This is a genomic window from Flavobacterium nitratireducens, from assembly GCF_029625335.1.
In the GTDB taxonomy this organism is placed as follows: Bacteria; Bacteroidota; Bacteroidia; order Flavobacteriales; family Flavobacteriaceae; genus Flavobacterium; species Flavobacterium nitratireducens.
In genome coordinates, this window is the sequence record NZ_CP121111.1 from 2,465,795 (window position 1) to 2,489,338 (window position 23,544).

General features: G+C 33.6%; 23 protein-coding genes and 1 pseudogene. 15 read left to right on the forward strand and 9 right to left on the reverse strand.

The features are described from left to right. Window positions 1–7: 7 nt before the first annotated feature. The gene (locus tag P5P90_RS11535; protein WP_278034826.1) at window positions 8–520 is read left to right on the forward strand and encodes a gamma carbonic anhydrase family protein; all 513 of its coding nucleotides are present in this window, start codon (window positions 8–10) and stop codon (window positions 518–520) included. Window positions 521–1,086: 566 nt separating this feature from the next. Here the strand turns inward: P5P90_RS11535 and murI are convergent. The 8 genes and pseudogenes from murI to P5P90_RS11575 all read right to left on the reverse strand — a co-directional run bounded on the left by murI (window position 1,087) and on the right by P5P90_RS11575 (window position 9,572). Next, window positions 1,087–1,860, reverse strand: coding sequence for a glutamate racemase (murI, locus tag P5P90_RS11540; RefSeq protein ID WP_278034827.1), 774 nt, complete (start codon window positions 1,858–1,860; stop codon window positions 1,087–1,089). Window positions 1,861–1,975: 115 nt separating this feature from the next. Then, window positions 1,976–2,476: an OmpH/Skp family outer membrane protein gene (locus tag P5P90_RS11545; RefSeq protein ID WP_278034828.1), complete on the reverse strand. Its 501-nt coding sequence runs from the start codon at window positions 2,474–2,476 to the stop codon at window positions 1,976–1,978. A gap of 101 nt (window positions 2,477–2,577) precedes the next feature. Continuing rightward, window positions 2,578–3,723 carry an OmpH/Skp family outer membrane protein gene (locus P5P90_RS11550; RefSeq protein WP_278034829.1) on the reverse strand — a complete coding sequence of 382 codons (1,146 nt, stop codon included), beginning with the start codon at window positions 3,721–3,723 and terminating at the stop codon, window positions 2,578–2,580. A 35-nt stretch (window positions 3,724–3,758) separates the two neighbouring features. Next, window positions 3,759–6,500: an outer membrane protein assembly factor BamA gene (gene bamA / locus P5P90_RS11555; RefSeq protein WP_278034830.1), complete on the reverse strand. Its 2,742-nt coding sequence runs from the start codon at window positions 6,498–6,500 to the stop codon at window positions 3,759–3,761. Continuing rightward, window positions 6,433–7,173, reverse strand: a complete 741-nt coding sequence (locus P5P90_RS11560; protein ID WP_278034831.1) for an isoprenyl transferase — start codon at window positions 7,171–7,173, stop codon at window positions 6,433–6,435. The genes bamA and P5P90_RS11560 overlap by 68 nt, the downstream gene beginning before the upstream one ends. A 4-nt stretch (window positions 7,174–7,177) precedes the next feature. Next, the gene (porG, locus tag P5P90_RS11565; protein ID WP_278034832.1) at window positions 7,178–7,861 is read right to left on the reverse strand and encodes a type IX secretion system protein PorG; all 684 of its coding nucleotides are present in this window, start codon (window positions 7,859–7,861) and stop codon (window positions 7,178–7,180) included. 165 nt (window positions 7,862–8,026) lie between these two features. Further along, window positions 8,027–8,910, reverse strand: a pseudogene (locus P5P90_RS11570) (NAD kinase). A 5-nt stretch (window positions 8,911–8,915) separates the two neighbouring features. After that, window positions 8,916–9,572: a CBS domain-containing protein gene (locus P5P90_RS11575; RefSeq protein ID WP_278034833.1), complete on the reverse strand. Its 657-nt coding sequence runs from the start codon at window positions 9,570–9,572 to the stop codon at window positions 8,916–8,918. Window positions 9,573–9,687: 115 nt separating this feature from the next. Here P5P90_RS11575 and P5P90_RS11580 point away from each other — a divergent pair, with 115 nt between their 5' ends. The 14 genes from P5P90_RS11580 (at window position 9,688) to P5P90_RS11645 (ending at window position 23,186) form a co-directional block, all read left to right on the forward strand. After that, window positions 9,688–10,401, forward strand: a complete 714-nt coding sequence (locus tag P5P90_RS11580; protein WP_278034834.1) for a pyridoxine 5'-phosphate synthase — start codon at window positions 9,688–9,690, stop codon at window positions 10,399–10,401. Window positions 10,402–10,476: 75 nt separating this feature from the next. Continuing rightward, window positions 10,477–11,238 (forward strand): alpha/beta fold hydrolase, encoded by a 762-nt coding sequence (locus P5P90_RS11585; RefSeq protein WP_278034835.1) that lies wholly within the window; start codon window positions 10,477–10,479, stop codon window positions 11,236–11,238. 123 nt (window positions 11,239–11,361) lie between these two features. After that, window positions 11,362–11,688 (forward strand): hypothetical protein, encoded by a 327-nt coding sequence (locus tag P5P90_RS11590; RefSeq protein WP_278034836.1) that lies wholly within the window; start codon window positions 11,362–11,364, stop codon window positions 11,686–11,688. Beyond that, window positions 11,679–12,149, forward strand: a complete 471-nt coding sequence (locus tag P5P90_RS11595) for a glycoside hydrolase family protein (RefSeq protein ID WP_278034837.1) — start codon at window positions 11,679–11,681, stop codon at window positions 12,147–12,149. The genes P5P90_RS11590 and P5P90_RS11595 overlap by 10 nt, the downstream gene beginning before the upstream one ends. Before the next feature lie 6 nt (window positions 12,150–12,155). After that, window positions 12,156–12,464 (forward strand): glycoside hydrolase family protein, encoded by a 309-nt coding sequence (locus P5P90_RS11600; RefSeq protein WP_278034838.1) that lies wholly within the window; start codon window positions 12,156–12,158, stop codon window positions 12,462–12,464. Window positions 12,465–12,466: 2 nt separating this feature from the next. Continuing rightward, window positions 12,467–14,386: a family 43 glycosylhydrolase gene (locus P5P90_RS11605; protein ID WP_278034839.1), complete on the forward strand. Its 1,920-nt coding sequence runs from the start codon at window positions 12,467–12,469 to the stop codon at window positions 14,384–14,386. 71 nt (window positions 14,387–14,457) lie between these two features. Then, entirely contained in the window at window positions 14,458–14,799 is a 342-nt protein-coding gene (locus P5P90_RS11610; RefSeq protein WP_278034840.1) for a phage holin family protein, read from the forward strand. Window positions 14,800–14,911: 112 nt separating this feature from the next. Further along, window positions 14,912–15,250: a hypothetical protein gene (locus tag P5P90_RS11615; RefSeq protein ID WP_278034841.1), complete on the forward strand. Its 339-nt coding sequence runs from the start codon at window positions 14,912–14,914 to the stop codon at window positions 15,248–15,250. A 146-nt stretch (window positions 15,251–15,396) separates the two neighbouring features. Beyond that, window positions 15,397–15,825 (forward strand): heavy-metal-associated domain-containing protein, encoded by a 429-nt coding sequence (locus P5P90_RS11620; RefSeq protein ID WP_278034842.1) that lies wholly within the window; start codon window positions 15,397–15,399, stop codon window positions 15,823–15,825. 28 nt (window positions 15,826–15,853) lie between these two features. Continuing rightward, window positions 15,854–16,549: a DUF3347 domain-containing protein gene (locus P5P90_RS11625; RefSeq protein ID WP_278034843.1), complete on the forward strand. Its 696-nt coding sequence runs from the start codon at window positions 15,854–15,856 to the stop codon at window positions 16,547–16,549. A gap of 101 nt (window positions 16,550–16,650) precedes the next feature. After that, complete coding sequence (locus tag P5P90_RS11630; protein WP_278034844.1) at window positions 16,651–17,211, forward strand: helix-turn-helix domain-containing protein; 561 nt, start codon at window positions 16,651–16,653, stop codon at window positions 17,209–17,211. Between the two features lie 87 nt (window positions 17,212–17,298). Continuing rightward, window positions 17,299–19,839: a heavy metal translocating P-type ATPase gene (locus tag P5P90_RS11635; protein WP_278034845.1), complete on the forward strand. Its 2,541-nt coding sequence runs from the start codon at window positions 17,299–17,301 to the stop codon at window positions 19,837–19,839. A 5-nt stretch (window positions 19,840–19,844) separates the two neighbouring features. Next, window positions 19,845–22,343, forward strand: a complete 2,499-nt coding sequence (locus P5P90_RS11640; protein ID WP_278034846.1) for a multicopper oxidase domain-containing protein — start codon at window positions 19,845–19,847, stop codon at window positions 22,341–22,343. Between the two features lie 36 nt (window positions 22,344–22,379). After that, window positions 22,380–23,186 (forward strand): MOSC domain-containing protein, encoded by an 807-nt coding sequence (locus P5P90_RS11645; protein WP_278034847.1) that lies wholly within the window; start codon window positions 22,380–22,382, stop codon window positions 23,184–23,186. 22 nt (window positions 23,187–23,208) lie between these two features. On the opposite strand, the gene P5P90_RS11650 is transcribed toward P5P90_RS11645, so the two are convergent. Beyond that, window positions 23,209–23,544 (reverse strand): response regulator, encoded by a 336-nt coding sequence (locus P5P90_RS11650; RefSeq protein ID WP_278034848.1) that lies wholly within the window; start codon window positions 23,542–23,544, stop codon window positions 23,209–23,211.

Consider the following 23,544-nt stretch of genomic DNA (forward strand, 5'->3'; position numbering starts at 1 on the left):
TTTAGAAATGGTAATAAAATCGGTTAATGGAAAATCACCTAGTATTCCTGAGGATTGTTATGTAGCCGAAAATGCTACTATTGTTGGCGATGTTAGTTTTGGAAACTCTTGTAGTGTTTGGTTTAACGCTGTAATTAGAGGCGATGTCAATTATATCAAAATTGGTAACAAAGTTAATATTCAGGACGGTGCTGTGATTCATTGTACGTATCAAAAATACCCAACCATTATAGGAAATAATGTTTCTATTGGGCACAATGCCATTGTACACGGCTGTGTGGTTCACGACAATGTTTTGATAGGAATGGGTGCTATCGTTATGGATAATTGTATTGTAGAAAGTAATTCTATTATTGCAGCTGGAGCAGTTGTTACTCAAAATACTGTAATTACTTCGGGGTCTATCTGGGCAGGAGTACCAGCCAAAAAAGTAAAAGACTTAAATCAATCCGGTTTTGCAGGAGAGATTGAACGAATTGCTAATAATTATTTGAAATATTCCAGCTGGTTCAAGGAATAATAAACTTTATGTTTATTCATTTTGAAAAAATATGTCAGCTTTTTTAATAGGATTTTATTCAAATTATAATTTCGTTTCTGTTATTATCAAATGTTCTTTGATGGCGTATGTTATGAAATTTAGGACCAAATGGAAAATTTAATACGTATTAAAATCGTAACAATGGTTATAGCTATTGTTAGATAGAGCGTGTATCTCTTTTTCAAAATAAAATTAGGTACAAAACAGAAATAATTATCGTAAAATAATAGAATGTACTTGATCATTGAGCATAAATTCTGTATTAATACTGGTAAAATTTTGATCAAAAGGTAATAAGGAAGCAGTAATAGTAGAACACCAAATGATGGTATTTAATTAGAATTGTAGTTTGTATTCTTTCTAAGTTTTAGGTTTTATTGGTAATAAAAATAAACAATACGCTTTTTGCTGTTGGCTTCTTTCAGTTCTCGCTATTCAATTTTTATTTAGGATACTAGTATGAGTCTGATTTTTGTTCGATTTCTAGTATTGGTTCTTCCGGAATAACTTTGTTATGTCGATATGTAAAATAAAAAATCAATAGTTTAAAAATCTTTTTCTTGTACAACATATTTACCTCCTAAAATTTTTTCTAAAACTTTAGGATTGGTATTGGTGTAAAAAATGGGCTCGTGGTCATTACCAGGATTAAAACCGATTTCTTTTAATACATTTTGTGTTTGTCTTGCCACGGCCAAACCGGAATCAATTATTTGAATATGATTGGGGATAATTTTTCTTATTTGAGGGATGAGATAGGGATAATGACTACAGCCTAGTACAAGAAAATCAATGTTGGCTTCAATCATTGGTTCAAGGTAGGAGTGAAGTAACTGATCCATTTCAGGCGAATCGATTTGTCCATTTTCAATGAGTTCAACTAATCCATAGCCTATTTGTTCAATGATTTTGGTTTCATAGAACATTTCGGTGGTTTTGTTGAATAATTCGCTATTTAAAGTGCCTTTAGTAGCTAATATGCCTATTACCTGTGTTTTTGAATTGATTGCTGCCGGTTTAATTGCAGGTTCAATTCCTATAAAAGGCACATTGTATTTTGCTCTTAATTCCCTAATGGCATTAGTGGTTGCGGTGTTGCATGCCACCACAATCAACTTGCAATTCATATCAAGCAGAAAATCGGTGTTTTTCATGCTTAATCGAATGATTTCCTCTTTAGATTTTTCGCCGTAGGGAGCATTTTTACTATCGGCTAAATAGATGGTTTTTTCGGTAGGTAAAAGATTGTGAATCTCTTTCCAAATTGAAGTGCCTCCAATGCCTGAGTCAAAAACGCCTATGGGTTGCTTGTTATCCATTAAAACAAATTTAATAGCTAGGAATTAATTTTCCTAAAAAATATGGTATAAAAAAACCGCTCAATTCTGTGTACAAAGAAGAGCGGTTTGTTTTAAGTTTTATGAGTTGTAACTCTTAGAATCCTAAGTCTTTTTTAACATCAGCAGTAATGTTTGGACCATCAGCTAATAAAAGAGAAGAACCATCTAAAATGTATTGGAAACCTTTTGCTTTACCTACTTTTTGGATTGCAGCTCTCACTTTTTCCATTAATGGTTTTACGATGTCAGATTCTTTTTGTTGTAATTCTTTTTGAGCGTTATCTCTAAAGTCTACAATTCTTTTTTGCATATCTTGTACTTCTTTACCACGCTCTGTATTAACAGCTTCAGTTACTGTAGTTGATTCAGCTTCGTATTTTTTTAATTTAGCTTGGTATTCTTCTACCATTTTTTTGTAATCTGCGTCATATGTAGTGCTTAATTTCTCAAGTTGATTTTGAGCATCTAGCATAGCTGGCATTTTTGACATGATCTCACTTACATCTACATGGGCTACCTTTGCTTGTGCATTGATGGTTTGGTTTGCTCCTAAAAATAATACAGCAGCAATTAATAAAGATTTAACTTGTTTCATTGGTTTTAAAATATTAAGTAATTAATTTATAGTTTTTAAATTTCCTTCTCTAGCTTTTTTGATAGAGTCTCTTTGTTGAATAATTTTTAATCTTCTTTCTTCTAATTCTTTTTTGCGATCTTCAATAATTTTTTTCTTTCTTCAATAGTTTTAGCTTTTGCCTCTTCTATTTTTTGTTTTGCTAAATCGGCTTCTGTTGTTTTATTGGTATCGTTTGTTTTTAATACCTCCGTTTTAGCGCTGTTAGTACTTTCGGCTTTCTTAGCTGTTTCAGAAACAGTAGTTGTTTTTTTAGCTTCTCTTTCGTTTATAATTTGTTGTCTTCTTTCTTCTAAGGCTTTTTTTCGATCTTCTATTGTTTTGTTTCTTTCTTCAATTGCTTTTGCTTTAGCATCGGCAGCTTTTTGTTTGGCTAATTCAGCTTCAGTTGGAGAGTCAGATGTTGCAACTTTTTGAGTCTCATTTTTAGCTGATTCAGAAACCGTGCCATTTTTTTTAGCAGCTCTTTCGTCTAGGTGTTTCTGTCTTCTCTCTTCGTACTCTTTTTTCTTTTGTTCTACGGCTGCTTTTCTGTCGGCCATGATTTTTTCTCTCGTAGCCTTTCTCTCGTCTAATATTTTTTGTCTTTCAGCAAGTTCAGGATTATTGTTTATTGCATCTTCTTTACTTTCTTTTTCCTGTTCTGCAGCTAATTCTTTTTTACTTAATTGCTCTCTTTTTTCTGTTCGGTTGATAATTCGCAATACTTGTTCACTTACATCATATCTTTTATCTGCAAAAAGCAAGCTTAAATCGGATGATTTATCAAATATGAAATCAAATTTTTTAGCTTCTGCAATGTCTTGAACTGCTGTAAAAACTTGGTCTTGAATAGGTTTTACTAATAAAGCCTTTTGGGTCATTAACAAGCCATTTGGACCAAATCTTTTTTGTTGCAATTCTAATAAATCATTTTCTAAAAAACTAATTTCTGTTTCACGTTCTTCAATTAATGATTTTGTTAAAAGCGGTTTTTCTGCAGAAAGCGCATCTTTGATTTTTTTGATTTCTACTTTCTTTGCTTCAATTTCTTGTTTCCATTTTTCGGCTTTCTCTTCCAGTAGAGCATTTGATTCTTTATAACTATTTACATTTTCCAAGATATACTCCATATCAATAAAACCCACTCGATTACCTCGGTTGGTTTGTGCACAAATACTATTGAAGGTAATTTGTACAAGTAATAGAAATAAAAAATGTTTTCTCATAATTTAAAGTTTTAGAAAATCAACAATCAATTGTATTAGAATTGTTGTCCAATTATGAAATGGGTTTCCCAACCATTTGGAGTATTAGATCCTGGTACGCCATCAAATCCATGTCCAAAATCGATTCCTAATAATCCAAATGCAGGCATGAATACTCTTAAACCAAATCCTGCTGAACGCTTAATATCAAAAGGATTATAACTTTTGAAATTTGAAAAAGAATTTCCTGCTTCTAAAAATGCTAAGGCATAAATAGAGGCCGCAGCTTTCAATGTTATGGGATAACGTAATTCCATAGAGAATTTATTGTATACCGTTGCTCCAGCTTGTGTCCCATTTTCAACAGGTGTTAAGGAGTTGTTTGGATACCCTCTTAATTGTACGGTTTCTCTACCATCCATTGAGTAGTTAGCCATACCATCTCCTCCAACAAAAAATCTTTCAAAAGGTACTAATCCTCGGTCTTGGTTATAAGCACCTAAGAATCCAAATTCAGTTAGTGTTCTTAATACAAATTTACCATAAACTTTTGTATACCAGTCTGCTTTGAATTTAATTTTGTAATATTCTAACCAATCGTATTTTTTTTGGTCTACTTTAGACTGATCAGCAGAAGCATCCGATACTGAATTTGCTTTTATATAAATCCCAGATTCCGTTCTTTTTAAGTAATCAACTCCCGAAATTGGAACTCCATTGCTTTCATCAACTGTTATTCCTGAATTTGAATCGTATTTTAATTTGTATGCATCTTGATTCTTCAAATCACCATAATCAATTCCATTAAATAATGAATATGGAGGGGTAAATTTTGCTGATATACTAAATTCAGAACCATATGTTGGGAAAATAGGATTTACCCCTTTATTGCTTCTGGATAGTCCTACTGTGTAGGCTATGTTTTTTGAAGATCCATCTCCGAAAGTGAATAATCCAACATTGTAATTATTCAAGTCATAGCTTTGGTAACTGATTGATTGAGATAATACAAAGAAATCATCAGGTACAGTTAATCTTTTGGCTAAACCTACCGATACTGTGAAAATATTAAAACTTCGGCTCTTGTCTACTGTGAATGTTGTAAAGTTATTTGCAAATTGTTTACTGTAGGAAATAGAAGAGCTAAATTGTACCGGTTTCTTTTGTCCAAACCAAGGTTCCGAGAACGATAAACTATAGGTTTGGAAATAGGTACTTCCTTGTAAACGCAAGGCTACTTTTTGACCGTCTCCCATAGGAAGTGGTTTGTAAGCAGATTTGTTTCCAATATTTCTTGCCGAGAAGTTATTAAATGAAAGTCCTAAGGTTCCAATGAAACCTCCTCCTCCGTAACCTCCCTGAAGTTCGATCTGGCTAGATCCTTTTTCTACCAGATTGTATTCAATATCAACAGTTCCAGCTGCTCCATCTACATTCTTGAATTTAGGATCAATCGCTTCTGGGTCAAAATAGCCTAATTGACCAATTTCTCGTACGGTTCTAATAAGTTCTTCCTTATTGTATTTTTCACCTGGTTTTGTTCGTAGTTCACGATAGATAACACGGTCGTTCGTTTTGTCATTTCCTACTACAGTAATGTGATTGAAATATGCAATAGGACCTTCTGTAATTCTAATTTCAAAATCGATGGTGTCATTAGCCGTTTTTACCTCTACCGCATTGATATTTGAGAAAAGGTATCCATTGTTTTGGTATAAATTGGTAATATCCTCACCGTCTGGTTTCGATTTATCAGCTATTCTCTTTTCAAGTAATACTCCGTTGTAGGTTTCTCCTTTTTTGATCCCAACATATCGATTTAAAAATTGATCAGGATATACCGAGTTACCTAAGAATTTAATTGTACCAAAATAATACTTGTTTCCTTCTTCAACATTGATTTTTATTGCAAGGGCATTTTTTTCTTTATTGTATGCAACAGTATCCGAAACAATGCGGGCATCTCTATAACCTTTTTCTTTGTAGGCTTCAATTACTTTTTCTAAATCTTCTTTGTATTTGTCTTTAATGAATTTGGAAGCTTTTAAAACACGTATAGGATTTCTTTGTTTGGTGTTTTTCATCGCTTTACGTAATTTTTTATCAGTAATCTTACTGTTATTTACAAAATCGATGCTGCTAATTTTTATTTTATCTCCTTTGTCTACACTAACAACCATGTTAACTTGGTTAGTGGCAGAAGTATCTTTTACAATATTAATATTGGTTTTTGTATTGAAAAAACCGTCTTTTTTATACTTGTTTTCAATGTAGTTCTTTGTCGTAGTTATAAGGTTTTCGTTGACTACTTTTCCTTTTGTAAGACCATTATCTTTGATAAAAGTTTCAACTTTTCCTTTTTTTACTCCTACAAATTTTACATCATTTAGTTTAGGAAGCTCTTTAATGTCTAAGTCAAGATAGATACTGTCATTGTCTATTCGGTTTACATAAAAAGCAATTTCATCAAAAAGCCCTAGTTTACCAAGTTTTTTAATCGCTGCACTAATTTCCTCCCCAGGTACAGTGATTTCTTGACCTTTTTGTAAGCCAGCAAATGTTACAACTGTTTGGTTGTTAAAACTAAGTTTGTTAGTTAGTTCAACCTTAGCTAAAATATATCTTTTTCCCTGATCAAATGGTACTCTGTCTTGTGCCTTAATTTGTGAGAAACTACCCAGTAATACAAGGGTAAGTAATGCTTTTATACTTTTATTCAACACTAAAAAATTATTTAATTTGTTCACTTGTTTTTCCAAATCTACGTTCTCTTTTTTGATAACTAATAAGCGCCTCATATAGGTGCTCTTCTCTGAAATCAGGCCACATAACTTCAGAAAAAAACAATTCAGCATAAGCAATTTGCCAGAGGAGGAAATTGCTTATCCTGTGTTCTCCACTTGTTCTGATTAATAAATCTACATCAGGTAAATTTTGCGTGTAAAGATGCTGATTTATAATTGAATCGTCAATAGCGTCTATTGAAATTATATTATTTTTAACTTTATCAGAAATCCTTTTTACAGCATTTACTATCTCTTCTCTAGAACCATAACTTAGGGCAAGTGTTAAGGTCATTCGAGTGTTGTTTTTGGTTTTTTCCATTACCTCTAGGAGTTCTTTTTGAGCTGTTTTAGGCATCATTTCGATATTTCCTATGGCATTCAGTTTGATGTTGTTGTTTTGCAACGTAATTAATTCTTTTTGTAGCGATTTAATTAGCAGCTTCATCAAGGTTTCTACCTCAAGTTTAGGGCGGTTCCAGTTTTCAGTAGAAAAAGCATATAAGGTTAGGTTTTCAATTCCTAATTTTGCGCAATTTTCGATAGTTATACGTACCGATTTAGTACCACTTTCATGACCGATGGTTCTTAATAATCCTTGTTTTTTTGCCCAACGGCCATTGCCATCCATAATAATAGCAAGGTGTTTGGGTAGATTTTCTTTATTTATGGTATCTAATACACTCATTTTTTTATTCTGCACAATAGCAAGGTTTTTCTCCAAAGGTATAAGTAACAGTTATCCCTGAGAAGACATACCAATCATTATTATTTAAATTTCCAAAACGCAAAACACTCAAATTGGTGTCTTTAGGATTACTTCCGTCCAGATTATCTGTATAGGTGTAGCGTGCTCCTACTTCTGCTCCCAGTACCAAGCTTCTTGAGATATTTGTTTTTATTCCCAGAATCATAGGTATTGCGATGGCGTTTTTTCCTCTGTTTTTTATTGTTTCTCCTAATTCGACATATAAATCGTCATACGCGAAAAAATTTATTCCCGAAGCCACATACGGTGTAAATTTGTGGGCTAATGTATGAAGATTAAAATCAAAAAAATTGAATTCAAGGCCTAAAGATAGTTCTTTTATGCTATTTTCAAAATGATATCCTCTCAGTCTTCTGCTTGGTTCTTCTGAATTAAAGTCGTCAGCACTTATTGTAGATTGAGTATAGGAAATTCTCCAAGCATGTCTAGGACTTCGATTCCATTTGTATACTATTCCAAAAGCAGGCTCATTTGGAGCAATATAGGTTGTGTTTCCTACGTCGCCTATATAGTTGCTTCCTCCTAAAAAAACACCTATTTCATGAATCTGAGCTTGTGAATAGATACTAAGAAATAAACAAACTAGTATGCTTAAATTTTTTTTCATTTTCATCGAAAATTGCTTGCAAATATAATAATTATCAATACCAAACAATGCGCATTAAAATAAATGTACTTTTTTTAAAAAAATAGTTGATTTATTCTAATGAGAATCTTTCCATTAAAACGGAAAACTTCTATTGTATTGTGTGGTGTTGGGAATAATAAAAATTTAATTTCTTTTATCTTCTCCCCAAAGCAATTTACTTCGTAATGTTTTTAAGAAAGTTTCATTTGGAATTTCTACCATATTAATTTGGAACGGTGTCTTTTTAACGGTTAATATGGTTTCGTTTTTAACGGAAGTGATTCGGGAGTCTAATGAAACTAAATAGTTTTCTTCACGACCAGATACTTTTAAAGTAATTTCTGTTTCGTCTGGGATTACTAATGGGCGAGCATTAAGGTTGTGTGGAGCAATAGGTGTAATTACTAAGCTTTTTACATCAGGAGTTAAAATAGGTCCGCCACAACTTAACGAGTAACCCGTTGAACCAGTAGGAGTAGAGATAATTAAGCCATCAGCCCAATATGAATTTAAAATTTCGCCATTTAAGTAGGTTTCAATCGTAATCATCGATGTAGTGTCCTTACGGCTCACTGAAACTTCGTTCATCGCAAAATTGATGTCCTTTAATGCCTCATTTTCTGGTGAAGAAGTCAAGCTTAAAAGCGTTCTTTTAGACAGACTGTATTTTTCGTCAATAACCAGTTGCAGAAATTCGTCAATATTTTCTTTTTGAACTGTTGCTAAAAAACCTAATCTACCTGCATTGATTCCTAAAATTGGGATTCCAGAATCTCGAACCAGTGTAGCTGCTCTTAAAATGGTTCCGTCGCCCCCAATGCTTAGTAGCATCGAAAAACTAGCGTCTAGTTCGGTATGTGAGGAAAAGGTTTTGTATTCCTTTTCGATAATTTTTTTTCTTGAATTAATGCTAAAAAATTAGCTTCGATTACAATTTCGATATTTCTTTTATTAAAAAATACGAAGATGTCTTTTATGATAGGTTCTGTACTATTTTGATAATATTGACCGTAAATGGCTATTTTCATTGAAATTACATGTTTAGGTATTTGTCCAAATAGTCGGAACGTTCTTTTAGGTTAGCGATATAAGAATCTTCGTGGTGTTCTGATATGATTTCGTAATTGTATCTTCTGAAAGTTTGTATAATTTCATTAATAGCACCAGAACTTATTTTGATAGTAACTTCTACGCTACTAATATCCGATTCAGAGATGAATACTCCTAATAGCTTACCATTATTGCTTTCCACAATTTGAGCGATTTGGCTCATAGAATAATCCAGAATTCCTTTTCTTACTTTCACAACGGCTCCTTGTTCTTTGATAAAAGGGGTTTGGTTAAGGAAAATAATAATGTCTTCTAGTTCATAGTAACCTACGTATTTATTGTTTTCGTCTAATATCGGAATTAAATTAGAATGGTTTTTGGCAAAAACCTCTAAAACTTCAAGCCAAAGCGCATTTGTACTGATAAAAAAAGTTTCTAAACTGTATTTGTAGTCGGCTACTTTTTTCTGTTCTTCAAAAGTTTCTACATCTTCTGCAGAAATACTACCAATATAAATACCGTCTTCAGTTACTGGGAAATGAGAAAAATTGAAATCTCCTAAAAAATCTCTCACCACCGCAATAGATTCTTGGCTATCAATAGGTTTAAAATCAGCTGTTATGTAGTTTGTAATTTCCATTTTGTGTGAGTACTCAATTTTTATGCAAAATAATCAAAAAAAGGCAAAAACCCCTAGCTTTTACTTTGTATTTTTGCTGCCAAAATATTGTTTTTCGTAATCAAAAATTGTTCCAATGACAAAGTTAAGTGTAAACATCAATAAAATAGCTACTTTACGTAATGCTCGTGGCGGTAATGTGCCTGATTTATTAAAAGTAGCGACCGATATTCAGAAATTTGGAGGAGAAGGAATCACCATTCATCCTCGTCCTGATGAGCGACACATTCGTTACCAGGATGCCCGCGATTTGAAATCGATTGTTTATACCGAATATAATATCGAAGGAAATCCGCAACATAATTTTGTGGATTTGGTTTTAGAATGCAAACCAGACCAAGTGACTCTAGTCCCAGACGCTATTGGAGCGATTACTTCATCAGCAGGTTGGGATACGATTCAGTATCAGGATTATTTATCTGAAATGATTCAGGAATTTCAACGCAACGGAATCCGTACTTCTATCTTTGTGGATCCAGTTTTAGAAATGATTGAAGGAGCTAAGAAAACAGGAACAGACAGAATTGAATTGTATACAGAGTCGTTTGCGCACCAATACAGTTTGGGAAATGAAAAGGGAATTACTCCTTACGTGGAAGCAGCTGTTTTGGCAAACGAATTAGGTTTGGGAATCAATGCCGGACACGATTTAAGTTTGGATAATATTCAGTTTTTCAAACAAAATATTCCTGGATTATTAGAAGTTTCTATTGGTCATGCATTGATTTCAGAAGCCTTGTATTTAGGATTGGATAACGTTGTCAATATGTATTTGCGAAAATTAAAATAATATAATTGGTTGGAAGATTTGGTTGCCTAGCTATTTTCTGCAATCTAAAATCTGCAATCTAAAATCTAAAATCTAATGCTTTATTCAAAAATAGAAGGGGAGGGAAAACCATTTTTAATTATACATGGATTTCTTGGAATGTCCGACAATTGGAAAACCTTAGGACAGCAATTTGTCGAAGATGGTTTTCAGGTTCACATGCTAGATATGCGCAATCATGGTCGTAGTTTTCAATCGGATGAATTTAGTTATGAGTTGATGGTTAAGGATGTTTATGGCTATTGTCAGGAACATTCATTGAAAACCATTCATATTCTAGGTCATTCTATGGGAGGAAAAATCGCTATGCTGTTCGCAACTCGTTATCCAGAAATGGTCGATAAATTAATAGTTGCCGATATTGGACCGAAATATTATGCGCCACATCATCAGACTATTTTAGCGGCTTTGAATGCGGTAGATTTTTCAATTAAGCCAAGTCGTGCACAAGTTGAAGCGACAATTGGTGAGTATATTCACGATTTTGGCACCAAACAATTTTTGCTGAAAAATTTATATTGGGTGGAACCTGGACAATTGGCTTTCCGATTCAATTTGGCAGTTTTCAATGAAAAAATAGAAGAGATTGGAGTTACATTGCCTGAGGAGTTAGTGTTTGAAAAACCAACTCTTTTCATACGTGGAGGAAATTCAAATTATATTTTAGATTCTGACATTGAAAATATTGCGATGCATTTTCCAATGATGAAGTTAGAAACGATTCCTAATGCTGGACACTGGCTCCATGCCGAAAATCCGTCTTTGTTTTATCAAATGGTTATTTCTTTTTTGAATTAAAAGTCGATTAAAATAGAAACAGTAACATTGGGTTGCTGTTTTTTTGTTTGAATTTGGATAAATGTGTAAAAAACACTTATGTTTGTTGTTTGCATTAAAAACATACAAACCAACTAAAATAATATGAAACCACATCTTTTTTCAATTCAAAAAAATAAATTAAACAAACAACTTGTTTTATTGTTACTCTCTGTATTCCTGTTTTCTGCCTGCAAAACGACTAAAGACTCCACACAGAAATCGTTAAAAGAAAAGTTGAGTGCTTATTTAATGGTGTATTTTAAAGATGATACCCACAGTTTGTATTTTGCATTAAGTAATGATAGTTATACGATTTCCGATGTGAATAATGGAAAACCAGTTATTGCAGGTGATACTATTGTAGAGCAAAAAGGAATTCGTGATCCTTATATCATGCGTGGCAATGATGGTTATTTTATATGGCAATGACTGATTTGCATATTTATGGAAAACAAAAAGGCTATCGAGATACCGAATGGGAACGTCCTGGAGATAAATATGACTGGGGAAATAACCGTGATTTAGTTTTGATGAAATCAAAAGATTTAATTCATTGGACGCATTCTATTTTAGACATTGATAAGATGTATCCGGAATGGAACGTAGGTTGTGTTTGGGCTCCTGAATTGATTTTTGACGAAGCCAAAGGTAAAATCATGATATATTTCACGATGCGAAAAGGAAAAACGAAGTTGTATTATGCTTATATGAATGATGCTTTTACTGCTTTGGAATCTACTCCCGAAATTTTATTTGAATATCCAGATAGTAGTAAACAAATTTTAGATGCTGATATTACTAAATTGCCTGATGGGAGATTTTGTATGATGTATGTGGCACAGGAAAATCCGGGTGGAATTAAAATTGCTTTTTCAGACAAGGTCAATTAGGGTTATGTGTACCAACCAGAACAAATTGATTTTGAGAAAAAATCATGCGAAGCACCTAATGTTTTTAAACGTTTAAGTGATGATAAATGGGTGTTGATGTACGATATTTTTAGTGTCAATCCGCATAATTTCGGTTTTGCTGAGACAACTGATTTTAAAACGTTTAACAATTTGGGACATTTTGACGAAGGGGTAATGAAACGTACTAATTTTTCGGTTCAAAAGCATGGTTCGGTTATTCATTTAACTAAAAAGGAAGCGGAACGTTTGGCTAAACATTGGGGAATGAATTTTACTCCTAAAAATACCAAATAGTCATGAAGTTATTCTTAAAGATAGTGTTGTGTAGTTTGTTCTTTGTTACAAACATAAGTGCGCAAAAGAAAGATTATAAGGGATATCTTTTTGCTTATTTCGAGGGTAAAGGACCTGCTGAAAAACAAGAACAGCTTCGTTTTGCCGTGAGTGATGATGCAGTTAATTGGAAAGCTTTGAATAATAATGAACCGATAATCGCTTCTAAAGATATTTCAAATACAGGAGGAATTCGTGACCCTCATATTTTAAGAGGTGCTGATGGCTATAGTTTTTACATTGTTGCCACGGATATTTATACCGTAAAAAATGGATGGGATTACAATCCGGGAATTGTTTTGATGCATTCTAAAAATCTTTTGGATTGGAAATCATCCGTAATTGATTTAGAGAAATTGTATCCAAAGAAATTTAAAGACATTAAATGGGTATGGGCACCACAAACTTTTTATGATACAAAGACTAAAAAGTATTTGGTGTATTTCACGGTTCGTTTTAGATACAATGAAAAATTAGATTTTTATTGTGCATATGCTAATAAAGATTTTACGGCCTTTGAGGCCGAACCAAAATTACTATTCAGTCCTAAAGATGGCGCCATTGATGGAGACATCATATACAAAGACGGTGTTTATCATATGTTTTACAAAGGAAATACCAAGGATGAAAACGGTAAAGAAATTAAAAACGGAATTAAACAGGCAACGAGCAAAAAATTGTTAGGACCTTGGAAGGAAAGTTTTGAGTATTTGGATTATTATGCAGATAAAAAAACAGGTGTTGAAGGTACTTATGTATTTAAATTGAATAATAGCGATGATTATATTTTAATGTATGATTTGTATTCGAGTGGTCGTTATGAATTTCAACGATCTAAAGATTTATATCAATTTACAGATAAAACGGAATCGTTTACCAAAGATTTCTTTCCAAGACATGGTAGTGTTGTGAGTATTACAAAAGAAGAAGCACAACTATTAAATGAAAAATGGGGTGGAGTACCTCAAAGCTTATTAACTGCTAAAGATGGAACTTATCGGTTTAAATCGGAAGGGAATCCAATAATCAAGCATAAATTCACGGCTGATCCTGCTGCTTTTGTGGAAAAAGATACGCTTTGGTTATTTACAGGACATGATTTTGAAGGCGGTCAAAAAGGATATAAGTTGAAAGATTGGTTGGTATTTTCAACCACCGATTTAAAAAATTGGACAGAGTATCCAATTCCTTTAAAAGTTGAAGATTTTAAGTGGGATAAAACAAATGATGCATACGCTGGTCAAGCCATAAAGAGAAACGGTAAATACTATTGGTATATCAGTACTAATGGTTCAGGAATTGGGGTTGCCGTTGCCGACAAGCCGCAAGGACCTTATAAAGATGCCATTGGAAAACCACTTCTAACCAATGCTGATTGTTTTGCTTCTACACATTCATGGACTTGTATTGATCCTGCTGTTTTTATTGATGATGATGGACAAGCATGGTTGTTTTGGGGTAATGGAGTGTGTTATTATGCGAAGTTGAAAGCGAATATGATTGAAATTGAAGGACCAATTAAGAAGTTCGATTTTGAAGGATTACAATTTACTGAGGCACCATGGATTCATAAGCATAATGGTTATTATTATTTGAGTTATGCTACTGGGTTTCCCGAAAAAATAGCCTACGCAATGTCTAAAAATATAGAGGGACCCTATGAGTTTAAAGGGATTTTGAATGAAATTGCAGGAAATTCAAATACGAATCATCAAGCAATACTAGATTTTAAAGGACAATCGTATTTTATTTATCACAATGGCGCAATTCAAACTAATGGCGGTAGTTACAGTCGTTCGGTTTGTATTGATAATTTACAATATAATAATGATGGATCCATCAAGCGCGTTAGTATGACTACCGAGGGAGTTTCTCAACATTAGATAAAATTTCTTATTCAAACAAATTGACATTGTTAAAATAGTAGTATTTTTGAATTTTAAATATTAAGTAAATGAAAACACTCGTTCGAATCCTAACTACATCCATATTAGTTTTGCTTATCTCTCATTTTATGGATGGGGTAGATGTGGACAGTTTTACAACCTCACTTTTGGTAGCTATCGTTTTAGGTTTGCTTAATATTTTTATAAAGCCTATTTTGGTTTTATTTACTTTACCAATTACTTTTTTTACACTTGGACTATTTTTATTAATCATCAATGGGTTGATTATTATTATATGCGATAAAATTGTAGGCGGTTTTGATGTAGATAATTTCTTTACAGCTTTGTTGTTTAGTATTATTTTATCTGTTTCTCAATCCTTAGTGAATTTGTTTTTAGGTAAAAAGTAAGCTTTAGAAGTTCTAAATAAATCATAAAAAGGTAATGCTATTCGACATTAAAGGATATATTGTTTAAATTTGTGTATGTAATCGTTTTATGATGAACAAAATCTACTTCATATTGTTACTATTGCTCGGTTTCTTAATGATGCCAAGCACTACTTATGCTTGTGGATTGGCCTCTAAAGGACATTCTTGTAAGATGGAAATCGCTACAAAATCTAAGAATCACGATTGTTGTAAAAAACAATCAAAATCTTCAAATAAGAGGTGTACAGGTAAATGTGGACAAGCAATGTGCAGCGTTTCTTCTTTAGGATCTGGAATTTCGATATCTGTACAATATGATTTATATAGACCATTATTCAATATTTTAAAAATCAAGCAAAATTTTTCGCAAGTATTGTCTGTTCCTTCGGATGGTTATACTAGCTTATGGGTGATTCCAAAAATAGGTTGAACTTTTCTTGATAGCCAAAGGTGTATCAAATTACAAGCAATTTTTGCTTTCTAAAATTATTTATTTTACAGTTAATCCGATAGTATAATAGGTTTTGAACTATTGTTACTCGGTTGACATTTTCACAATTTTAAAAAAATACAATCATGAAATCATTAAACAAAATAATGATCGCAGCAGTACTAGTATTGTTGTCATCAGTGAGTCTAAAAGCACAAATTAAAAATGAAAAAACAGCAGAAGTAAAAATTTCTGGTAACTGTGGGATGTGCAAGAAAAATATAGAAAAAGCAGCGAATGTAAACAAAGAATCAGCTGTAGTATGGGATACCAAAACTAAAATAGCCAAAATTAGTTATGATTCGACTAAAACAAATCAAGATGCTATTTTAAAACGTATTGCAAATGCAGGATATGATAGTGAAAAGTTTAAAGCAACTGAGGAGCAATACAATAAGCTAAGTAAATGTTGTCAATACGATAGAGAAGCTGCAACAAGTACAGAGACAGATAAATCTGAAAAAAAGAAAACCATGAAGAGCATAAACACTAATGCAGTAGCATTTTTTATATAAGATAATTAGTTGAATTTAAATCAATAAGATGAAAAAAATAATCCTTTTCACATTCGTATTAGCTTTGGTAATGCTTAGTTGTAATTCGAAAAATAAAGAAGTAAAAGCGGCAGAAGGACAAGAAGTTGTAAATACTGAGGCTCAATATAGTTGTCCGATGCATCCAGAAATCACGGGAAAAGCAGGAGATGTATGTAGTGAATGCGGTATGGAACTGGAAGCAAAGTCAACAGAAATTGTTGAAGATACCAAAGTAGATATTCCAGAAGTTACTGAGGCAGTAAAATCGACTGTTTCTACTGAAGCTATTGTTAATGGTTATTTGAAAGTTAAAAATGCTTTGGCAAATGATAATTCGGAAGAGGCTGCAACAGCTGCCAATGATTTCATTAAAGCCGTTTCAGCTACTAATACTTCTAAAATCGATTCCAAATTATTGGCTAAATTTAGAAGTAGTACTGATGACGCAAAAAAACAAGCAGAATTAATCGCTAAAAACAAGAGTGATATCGATCAACAAAGAGCCTACTTTGCAGCTTTAAGTAAAGATATATCGACTTTGATAGCTAATTTTGGCACAACTAAACATTTGTACCAAGATTATTGTCCAATGTATAACGAAGGAAAAAGCGGATATTGGATTAGTGAGATGAAAGAAATTAAAAATCCTTATTTTGGTTCCGAAATGTTGGAATGTGGAGGGATGATTAAAGAAATCAAATAATTTCACGTAATTATTCATTAGCTTATGAAACTATTAAAATCCTAACTCATTTTAAGTTAGGATTTTTTTGTTCAAAAATGCTAGTTAAATCCTTTTTTTAAATGAAAATTTACATTAAGAATATGGTTTGCTCTCGTTGCGAAATGGCAGTGAGAACTCTTTTTGATGAAATGAAAATTTCGGTACTTTCTATTAAATTAGGCGAAGTCGAACTTTCTAAAACTTTAGAGAATCTTGAAAAAAAACAATTATCGGAAAAATTAAAATCTTTAGGTTTTGAATTATTAGACGATAAAATAAGTAAGACTATTGAGCGAATTAAAAATCGTATTATCGATTTAGTTCATCATCAAAATGAACAGCTTAAAATTAATTTGTCAAGTTATCTTTCTGAAGATTTAAACCAAGATTATAGTGCTTTGAGTAATTTATTTTCTGAGACAGAAGGCATCACTATTGAACATTATTTTATTGCTCAAAAAATAGAAAGAGTCAAAGAATTGTTGATTTATAACGAACTTAGTTTGAGCGAAATTGCGTTTCAATTAAACTATAGTAGTGTTGCTCATTTGAGTAATCAATTTAAAAAGACAACGGGTATCACACCTACTCAGTTCAAACAGTTGAAAGAAAAAAAGAGAAAACAAATTGACGATTTATAAATGATGTAAATCTTTTCCAAGATTGTGCAACTGTTAAGACATACGAGATTCGGAAATTTGTATAAGTACTTTTAAATAATAATAACGATGAAACATACTTATAAAATATCAGGAATGTCATGTGACGGTTGCAGAGCCAAAGTGGAGAAAACCTTGAATACTATTTCAGGGATTGAAGCTCAGGTAACTTTAAATCCTCCTCAGGCAACCATAACGATGGAGAAACATGTACCTACGAATGAATTGCAAGAAGCTTTATCAGCTGTTGGGAAATATACCATAGCAATGGAAACAACACCTTCAAAGGATTCGGATCATGAAGAAGTGGTAGCAAAAAAAACTTGTTGTAGTGTCGCTCACGCCCATAACCATGAACCGAAAAGCAATCCTAAAGTTGTAGCAGGTAAATATTATTGCCCTATGTTTTGCGAAGGCGATAAGATGTACGACAAAGCTGGAGATTGCCCTGTATGCGGAATGGATTTAGTAAAAGCACCCGAATTAGAAATAACTAAAGTCCAATATACTTGCCCGATGCATCCCGAAGTGGTTCAAAACGAACCAGGTTCTTGTCCTATTTGCGGAATGGATTTGGTGCCAATGAAGCCAGTAGAAAACGAAGAAAATAAAAGTTATTTAGACTTGGTTCATAAAATGAAAATAGCGGTACTTTTTACAGTTCCTATTTTCATTATTTCGATGTCGGAGATGATTCCACACAATCCTTTGATGCATTTATTGGATATGAAAATATGGAATTGGGTTCAGTTTGTATTATCAATTCCTGTAGTCTTTTATGCTACTTGGATGTTTTTTAAACGTGCTTGGAAATCGTTGATGACATGGAATCTCAATATGTTTACACTTATTGGTATTGGTGCTGGTGTTGCATTTTTATTTAGTTTGGTTGGCTTGTTTTTTCCCGATGTATTTCCAGCAGAATTCAAAACCGCTGAAGGAACGGTTCATTTGTATTTTGAGGCGACTACCGTTATTTTAACTTTAGTATTACTAGGGCAATTGTTGGAAGCTAAGGCACACAGTAGGACTAGTGGAGCGATAAAAGAGTTGCTAAAATTAGCACCCACCGAAGCAGTTTTAGTTGAAAATGGTATTGAAAAAATAATAGCCATTGACGCGATTAAAAAAGGAGATTTGTTACGAGTGAAACCAGGGGATAAAATTCCGGTTGATGGAAAAATAATCGAAGGAGAAAGTACCATTGACGAGTCTATGATTACGGGTGAGCCTATTCCAGTAGATAAAAAGAAAGAGGATGCTGTTGTTGCAGGAACAATTAACGGGAATAAAAGTTTTATGATGATGGCCGAAAAGGTAGGTGCCGAAACCTTGCTTTCGCAAATTGTACAAATGGTGAATGATGCTAGTCGATCCAGAGCGCCAATTCAAAAATTAGCCGATACAATTTCCAAATATTTTGTGCCCATTGTAGTTGTGGTAGCAATACTAACATTTTTTGCTTGGGTACAATGGGGATCTGCCGAAAATGCGTTAGTGTACGGATTCATCAATGCTGTAGCGGTCTTGATTATTGCTTGTCCATGTGCTTTAGGTTTAGCTACGCCCATGTCAGTAATGGTGGGAGTGGGAAAAGGGGCTCAATTGGGTGTTTTGATTAAAAATGCCGAAGCCTTGGAAAACATGAATAAGGTTAATGTTTTGATTACCGATAAAACAGGTACGCTTACAGAGGGAAAGCCTTCGGTTGAAAAAATTGTAGCTTCAAATGGACAAGAGGAGGAATTGTTACAAAACATTGCTTCTGTAAATCAATACAGTGAGCATCCTTTGGCGCAGGCCGTAGTCCAATTTGCGAAAGCGAAAAAAATTACTCTTTTAAATACCGAAAATTTTGAAGCAATTACCGGTAAAGGAGTGGTAGGAATTGTAGCAGCGAAACAAGTCGCTTTAGGGAATGCTAAACTTATAGAGCAAATGAATGCTTCTATTTCTCCTGAAATGGAAAAACAAGTAATTGCTGAGCAAAAATTGGGAAAAACGGTTTCTTATATTGCTATTGATCAAAAGGTTTTGGGATTTGTAACCATTAAAGACGCTATAAAAATCAATAGTGCCTCGGCAGTAAAAGAATTGATGCGAAAAGGAGTCGAAGTAATAATGCTTACTGGAGACAACCACAATACAGCTCAGGCAGTGGCAGACGAATTACAATTAAGTTCGTTTCAGGCTGGGTGCTTACCAGAAGACAAATTGAAAGTAATTAAAAAATTACAATCGGAAGGGAAGATTGTTGCAATGGCTGGTGACGGAATTAATGATGCACCTGCTTTGGCTCAATCGGATGTAGGGATAGCTATGGGAACCGGAACGGATGTGGCCATAGAAAGTGCCAAGATTACTTTGGTTAAAGGCGATTTGCAAGGTATAGTAAAAGCAAAAGAATTAAGTCACGCGGTGATGAAAAATATTCATCAGAATTTGTTTTTTGCCTTTTTCTATAATGTAATCGGAATTCCAGTTGCAGCGGGAGTTTTATATCCTGTTTTCGGAATTTTATTATCACCTATGATTGCTGCTTTAGCAATGAGTTTGAGTTCGGTTTCCGTAATTTCTAATGCCCTAAGATTACGAACATTTAAAATTTAAAAATGATGAAAAAAATACTATTCTTATTGTGCTTTTTGACTTTATCAGTAATGGTAAAAGCGCAGGATAAAAAGGCTAGACAAGACTTTTATTATACTTGTGTAATGCATCCAGAAATCCATGAAGCCAAACCTGGTAAATGCCCAAAATGTGGCATGGATTTGATAAAAGCAAAAGAGAAAAAAACAAAAAAAGAAGTAATTAAAAAAGAAACTTCGTCAGGATCAATTCCTAAAAAAAACGCTGAGGTTGTTCCAAAGAAAACAGTAGTAACTCCTAAAGAGCCAGAAAAAGAAACTGTTACAATGGTGAAAGAAGAGGTAAAAGAAGTACAGCCCAAATTACCAAAGACTATTTCGAAAAAGGTTCGCTATGATTTATATGTTCGTGATACCCTAGTTACAATTGGTGATAAACCCAAACGTGCTATTGCGGTAAACGGCCAAATTCCTATGCCAACATTAACATTTACCGAAGGTGATACTGCCGAAATTTATGTTCATAATAAATTAAAAGAAAGTACCTCTTTGCACTGGCATGGTTTATTTGTCCCAAACAAAGAAGACGGAGTTCCTTTTTTAACTCAGATGCCAATTGAACCGGGAACAACTTATAAATATAGTTTTCCAATTATTCAAAACGGAACGCATTGGTATCATAGTCATTCGGGATTGCAGGAGCAAATAGGGATGTATGGTGCCATGATTTTGAAGAAAAAACCGGAAGACCCAACATTTAGAAAAGGAATAGACGATATTCCACAAGTGCCTATTATTTTAAGCGAATGGACGAATTATAATCCTAATAATGTACACCGAATGCTGCATAATGCTTCGGACTGGTTTGCTATTAAAAAAGGGACTACTCAAAGTTATGCCGAAGCAATCAAACAAGGGCATTTTAAAACTAAATTGACTAACGAATGGAAACGTATGTTAGCCATGGATGTAAGTGATGTGTATTACGATAAATTTTTAATTAATGGACAAAATGAAAGTCAGTTGTCTCAGTTTAAAGCAGGGGATAGAGTTCGCTTAAGAATTTCGAATGCAGGAGCTTCCTCTTATTTTTGGTTGACTTATGCAGGCGGTAAAATGACTGTTGTGGCTAATGATGGTAACGATGTTGAAGCTGTTGAGGTTGATCGATTAATCATTGGAGTGTCTGAAACCTATGATGTGATTGTTAGTATCCCCGAAAAAAATACTTCGTATGCTTTTTTGGCAACACCTGAAGACCGAACCAAATCGACTTCGATTTATATTGGTGAAGGAACAAGAAAGGAAGCAACGCCTATGCCAAAACTGAAGTATTTTGAAGGGATGAAAATGATGAACGAAATGATGAATATGGACGGAACTATGGATGACATGGGGATGGATATGAGTTTTCAGCAAATGGATATGAATTCGGTGATGTATCCGGAATTATCAACTGCTTCGTCCCATAAAGATCATGCAGGACATACTATGAATTCTAAAAGTGCAAAGTTGGTTACATTGAATTATTCGATGTTAAAATCACCCACAAAAACTACACTTCCAGCCGATGCTCCAGTGCGCGAATTGAAATTTGAATTAACAGGAAACATGAATCGTTATGTGTGGAGTATGGATAATAAGGTCCTTTCGGAAACGGATAAAATTTTGATTAAAAAAGGAGAAATTGTTCGAATTACAATATATAACAATTCGATGATGCGTCATCCCATGCATTTGCACGGTCATGATTTTAGAGTGTTGAATGGTCAAGGAGATTATTCGCCATTGAAAAATGTGCTGGATATCATGCCTATGGAGACCGATGTGATAGAATTTGCAGCTAATACAGATGGGGATTGGTTTTTTCATTGTCATATTTTATATCACATGATGGCAGGAATGAATCGTGTTTTGAGTTATGAAAATTCACCGGAAAATCCACTTTTGCCTAATAAAGAAGCAGCTTATAAGAAATTACAAGCCGAAAGTAATAGTTTGCATTTTATGGCCGAAAATGATTTTGCCACTAATGGTAATGATGGTATGGCAATGTTGCAAAATACCAGATGGAGTTTTGGTACAGAATGGAGATTGGGCTATAATGATCATCATGGGTATGAAACAGAAACTCACATTGGGAGGTACATAGGAAGAAATCAATGGTTGATGCCTTTTATAGGTTTTGATGCCCGATATAGAAAATTAGAGCATGGTGAAATGGAAAAAAACCTCTTTGGCCAAATGAATACTAAGGATAAAAGATTGCAAGTAAGTTTAGGAGTTAGTTATACTTTACCTTTGCTAGTAATCGCTCAAGCTGAGGTTTATCATGATGGGAATCTTCGTTTTCAATTAATGCGTGAGGATATACCCGTATCAAAACGATTGCGAATGGCATTTATGGTCAATACCGATAAAGAATATATGGCAGGATTAAAATACATCATTGGTAAAAACATGGGGTTAACCACACATTATGATAGTGATATGGGCTTTGGTTTTGGTTTGAATTTGAATTACTAAAGTCATTGTTTGTATTTTTGATAAAAAATTAGGACCATGTTACAACTTTCAGAAATTTGGATTTATCCCGTAAAATCTTTAGCAGGGATTCGATTAGAAAAATCTAGAGTTACTCAAAGAGGTTTAGAATACGACCGAAGATGGATGTTAGTGGATGAAAAAGGTGTTTTTGTCACTCAAAGAAAATATCCTCAACTAGTGTTGTTTCAGCCTAAAATTGATGGGGGTTTTATGCAAATTTCTCATAAAGATGCAACTAAAGGGAATGTGTCTTTTTCGCTTTCGCAAAATAATGAAAACCAACCAATAGAGGTACAGGTTTGGGAAGATAGTGTGAGCGCTATTGAGGTTAGTGAGCAGGTTTCGTCTTGGTTTTCAGAAATTCTTGGGTTTAATGTTAGATTAGTGTTTATGCCTGATGAGAGTCTGCGTAAAGTAGATCCAGATTATGCTGTGGCCCCTGATGATATGACTTCTTTTTCGGATGGTTTTCCGTTTTTAATTATTGGTCAGGCATCATTAGATGATTTGAATACGAGGTTGCAGGAAAAAGTGAGAATGGAGCGTTTCCGACCCAATTTTGTGTTTTCGGGAGGGGAAGCTTATGAGGAAGAACAATGGAAAGAATTCCGTATTGGAAATCTTGTATTTCATGGAGTAAAGCCTTGCGGACGTTGTATAATGACTACTGTAGATGCACAAAAGGGGAATTTTTCAGGTAAAGAACCCCTTTCTACCTTATCAACCTATAGAAAAAAAGGAAATAAGGTTCTCTTTGGTCAAAATGTTATTGCAAAACAACAAGGTGAGGTAAAAGTTTTGGAGCGTATTCGACTGTGCTAAAAGAGTTAACGAAATTCTTGACTTATTCTCGGGTAATTTCATCCAGAATTGTTTTGATTTCTTTCAGTGTTATTGGTTTTACTAGATAATTATCATTTAAATTGTATGTTTCGGCTCTTTTTTTATCGTCTTCACTATTTGAACTGGTTAGTATATAAACAATAATTTTAGTCCTAATTGGAATTTTAGTGAATTCGTCTAAAAATTGCCATCCATCCCAAATGGACATATTTAAATCCAGTAAGATAATTTCTGGCAGTGTTTCACTGTTTAGAAAAATAGCTTTTAATTTATCATAGGCTTCTTTACCATTTTTGTAGACCATAATGTTTTCTACAAGTCCGGACATTTCAACCAT

Coding starts and splice junctions, on each gene's coding strand:
- porG (WP_278034832.1), bottom strand. CDS start 7,861: ATGAAAAAAAATTTAAGCATACTAGTTTGTTTATTTCTTAGTATCTAT.
- P5P90_RS11535 (WP_278034826.1), top strand. CDS start 8: ATGGTAATAAAATCGGTTAATGGAAAATCACCTAGTATTCCTGAGGAT.
- P5P90_RS11575 (WP_278034833.1), bottom strand. CDS start 9,572: ATGGAAATTACAAACTACATAACAGCTGATTTTAAACCTATTGATAGC.
- P5P90_RS11605 (WP_278034839.1), top strand. CDS start 12,467: ATGAAGTTATTCTTAAAGATAGTGTTGTGTAGTTTGTTCTTTGTTACA.
- P5P90_RS11610 (WP_278034840.1), top strand. CDS start 14,458: ATGAAAACACTCGTTCGAATCCTAACTACATCCATATTAGTTTTGCTT.
- P5P90_RS11625 (WP_278034843.1), top strand. CDS start 15,854: ATGAAAAAAATAATCCTTTTCACATTCGTATTAGCTTTGGTAATGCTT.
- P5P90_RS11550 (WP_278034829.1), bottom strand. CDS start 3,723: ATGAGAAAACATTTTTTATTTCTATTACTTGTACAAATTACCTTCAAT.
- P5P90_RS11630 (WP_278034844.1), top strand. CDS start 16,651: ATGAAAATTTACATTAAGAATATGGTTTGCTCTCGTTGCGAAATGGCA.
- P5P90_RS11585 (WP_278034835.1), top strand. CDS start 10,477: ATGCTTTATTCAAAAATAGAAGGGGAGGGAAAACCATTTTTAATTATA.
- P5P90_RS11545 (WP_278034828.1), bottom strand. CDS start 2,476: ATGAAACAAGTTAAATCTTTATTAATTGCTGCTGTATTATTTTTAGGA.
- P5P90_RS11645 (WP_278034847.1), top strand. CDS start 22,380: ATGTTACAACTTTCAGAAATTTGGATTTATCCCGTAAAATCTTTAGCA.
- murI (WP_278034827.1), bottom strand. CDS start 1,860: ATGGATAACAAGCAACCCATAGGCGTTTTTGACTCAGGCATTGGAGGC.
- P5P90_RS11640 (WP_278034846.1), top strand. CDS start 19,845: ATGAAAAAAATACTATTCTTATTGTGCTTTTTGACTTTATCAGTAATG.
- P5P90_RS11635 (WP_278034845.1), top strand. CDS start 17,299: ATGAAACATACTTATAAAATATCAGGAATGTCATGTGACGGTTGCAGA.
- P5P90_RS11650 (WP_278034848.1), bottom strand. CDS start 23,544: ATGGTTGAAATGTCCGGACTTGTAGAAAACATTATGGTCTACAAAAAT.
- P5P90_RS11590 (WP_278034836.1), top strand. CDS start 11,362: ATGAAACCACATCTTTTTTCAATTCAAAAAAATAAATTAAACAAACAA.
- P5P90_RS11580 (WP_278034834.1), top strand. CDS start 9,688: ATGACAAAGTTAAGTGTAAACATCAATAAAATAGCTACTTTACGTAAT.
- P5P90_RS11560 (WP_278034831.1), bottom strand. CDS start 7,173: ATGAGTGTATTAGATACCATAAATAAAGAAAATCTACCCAAACACCTT.
- P5P90_RS11620 (WP_278034842.1), top strand. CDS start 15,397: ATGAAATCATTAAACAAAATAATGATCGCAGCAGTACTAGTATTGTTG.
- bamA (WP_278034830.1), bottom strand. CDS start 6,500: ATGAGGCGCTTATTAGTTATCAAAAAAGAGAACGTAGATTTGGAAAAA.
- P5P90_RS11595 (WP_278034837.1), top strand. CDS start 11,679: ATGGCAATGACTGATTTGCATATTTATGGAAAACAAAAAGGCTATCGA.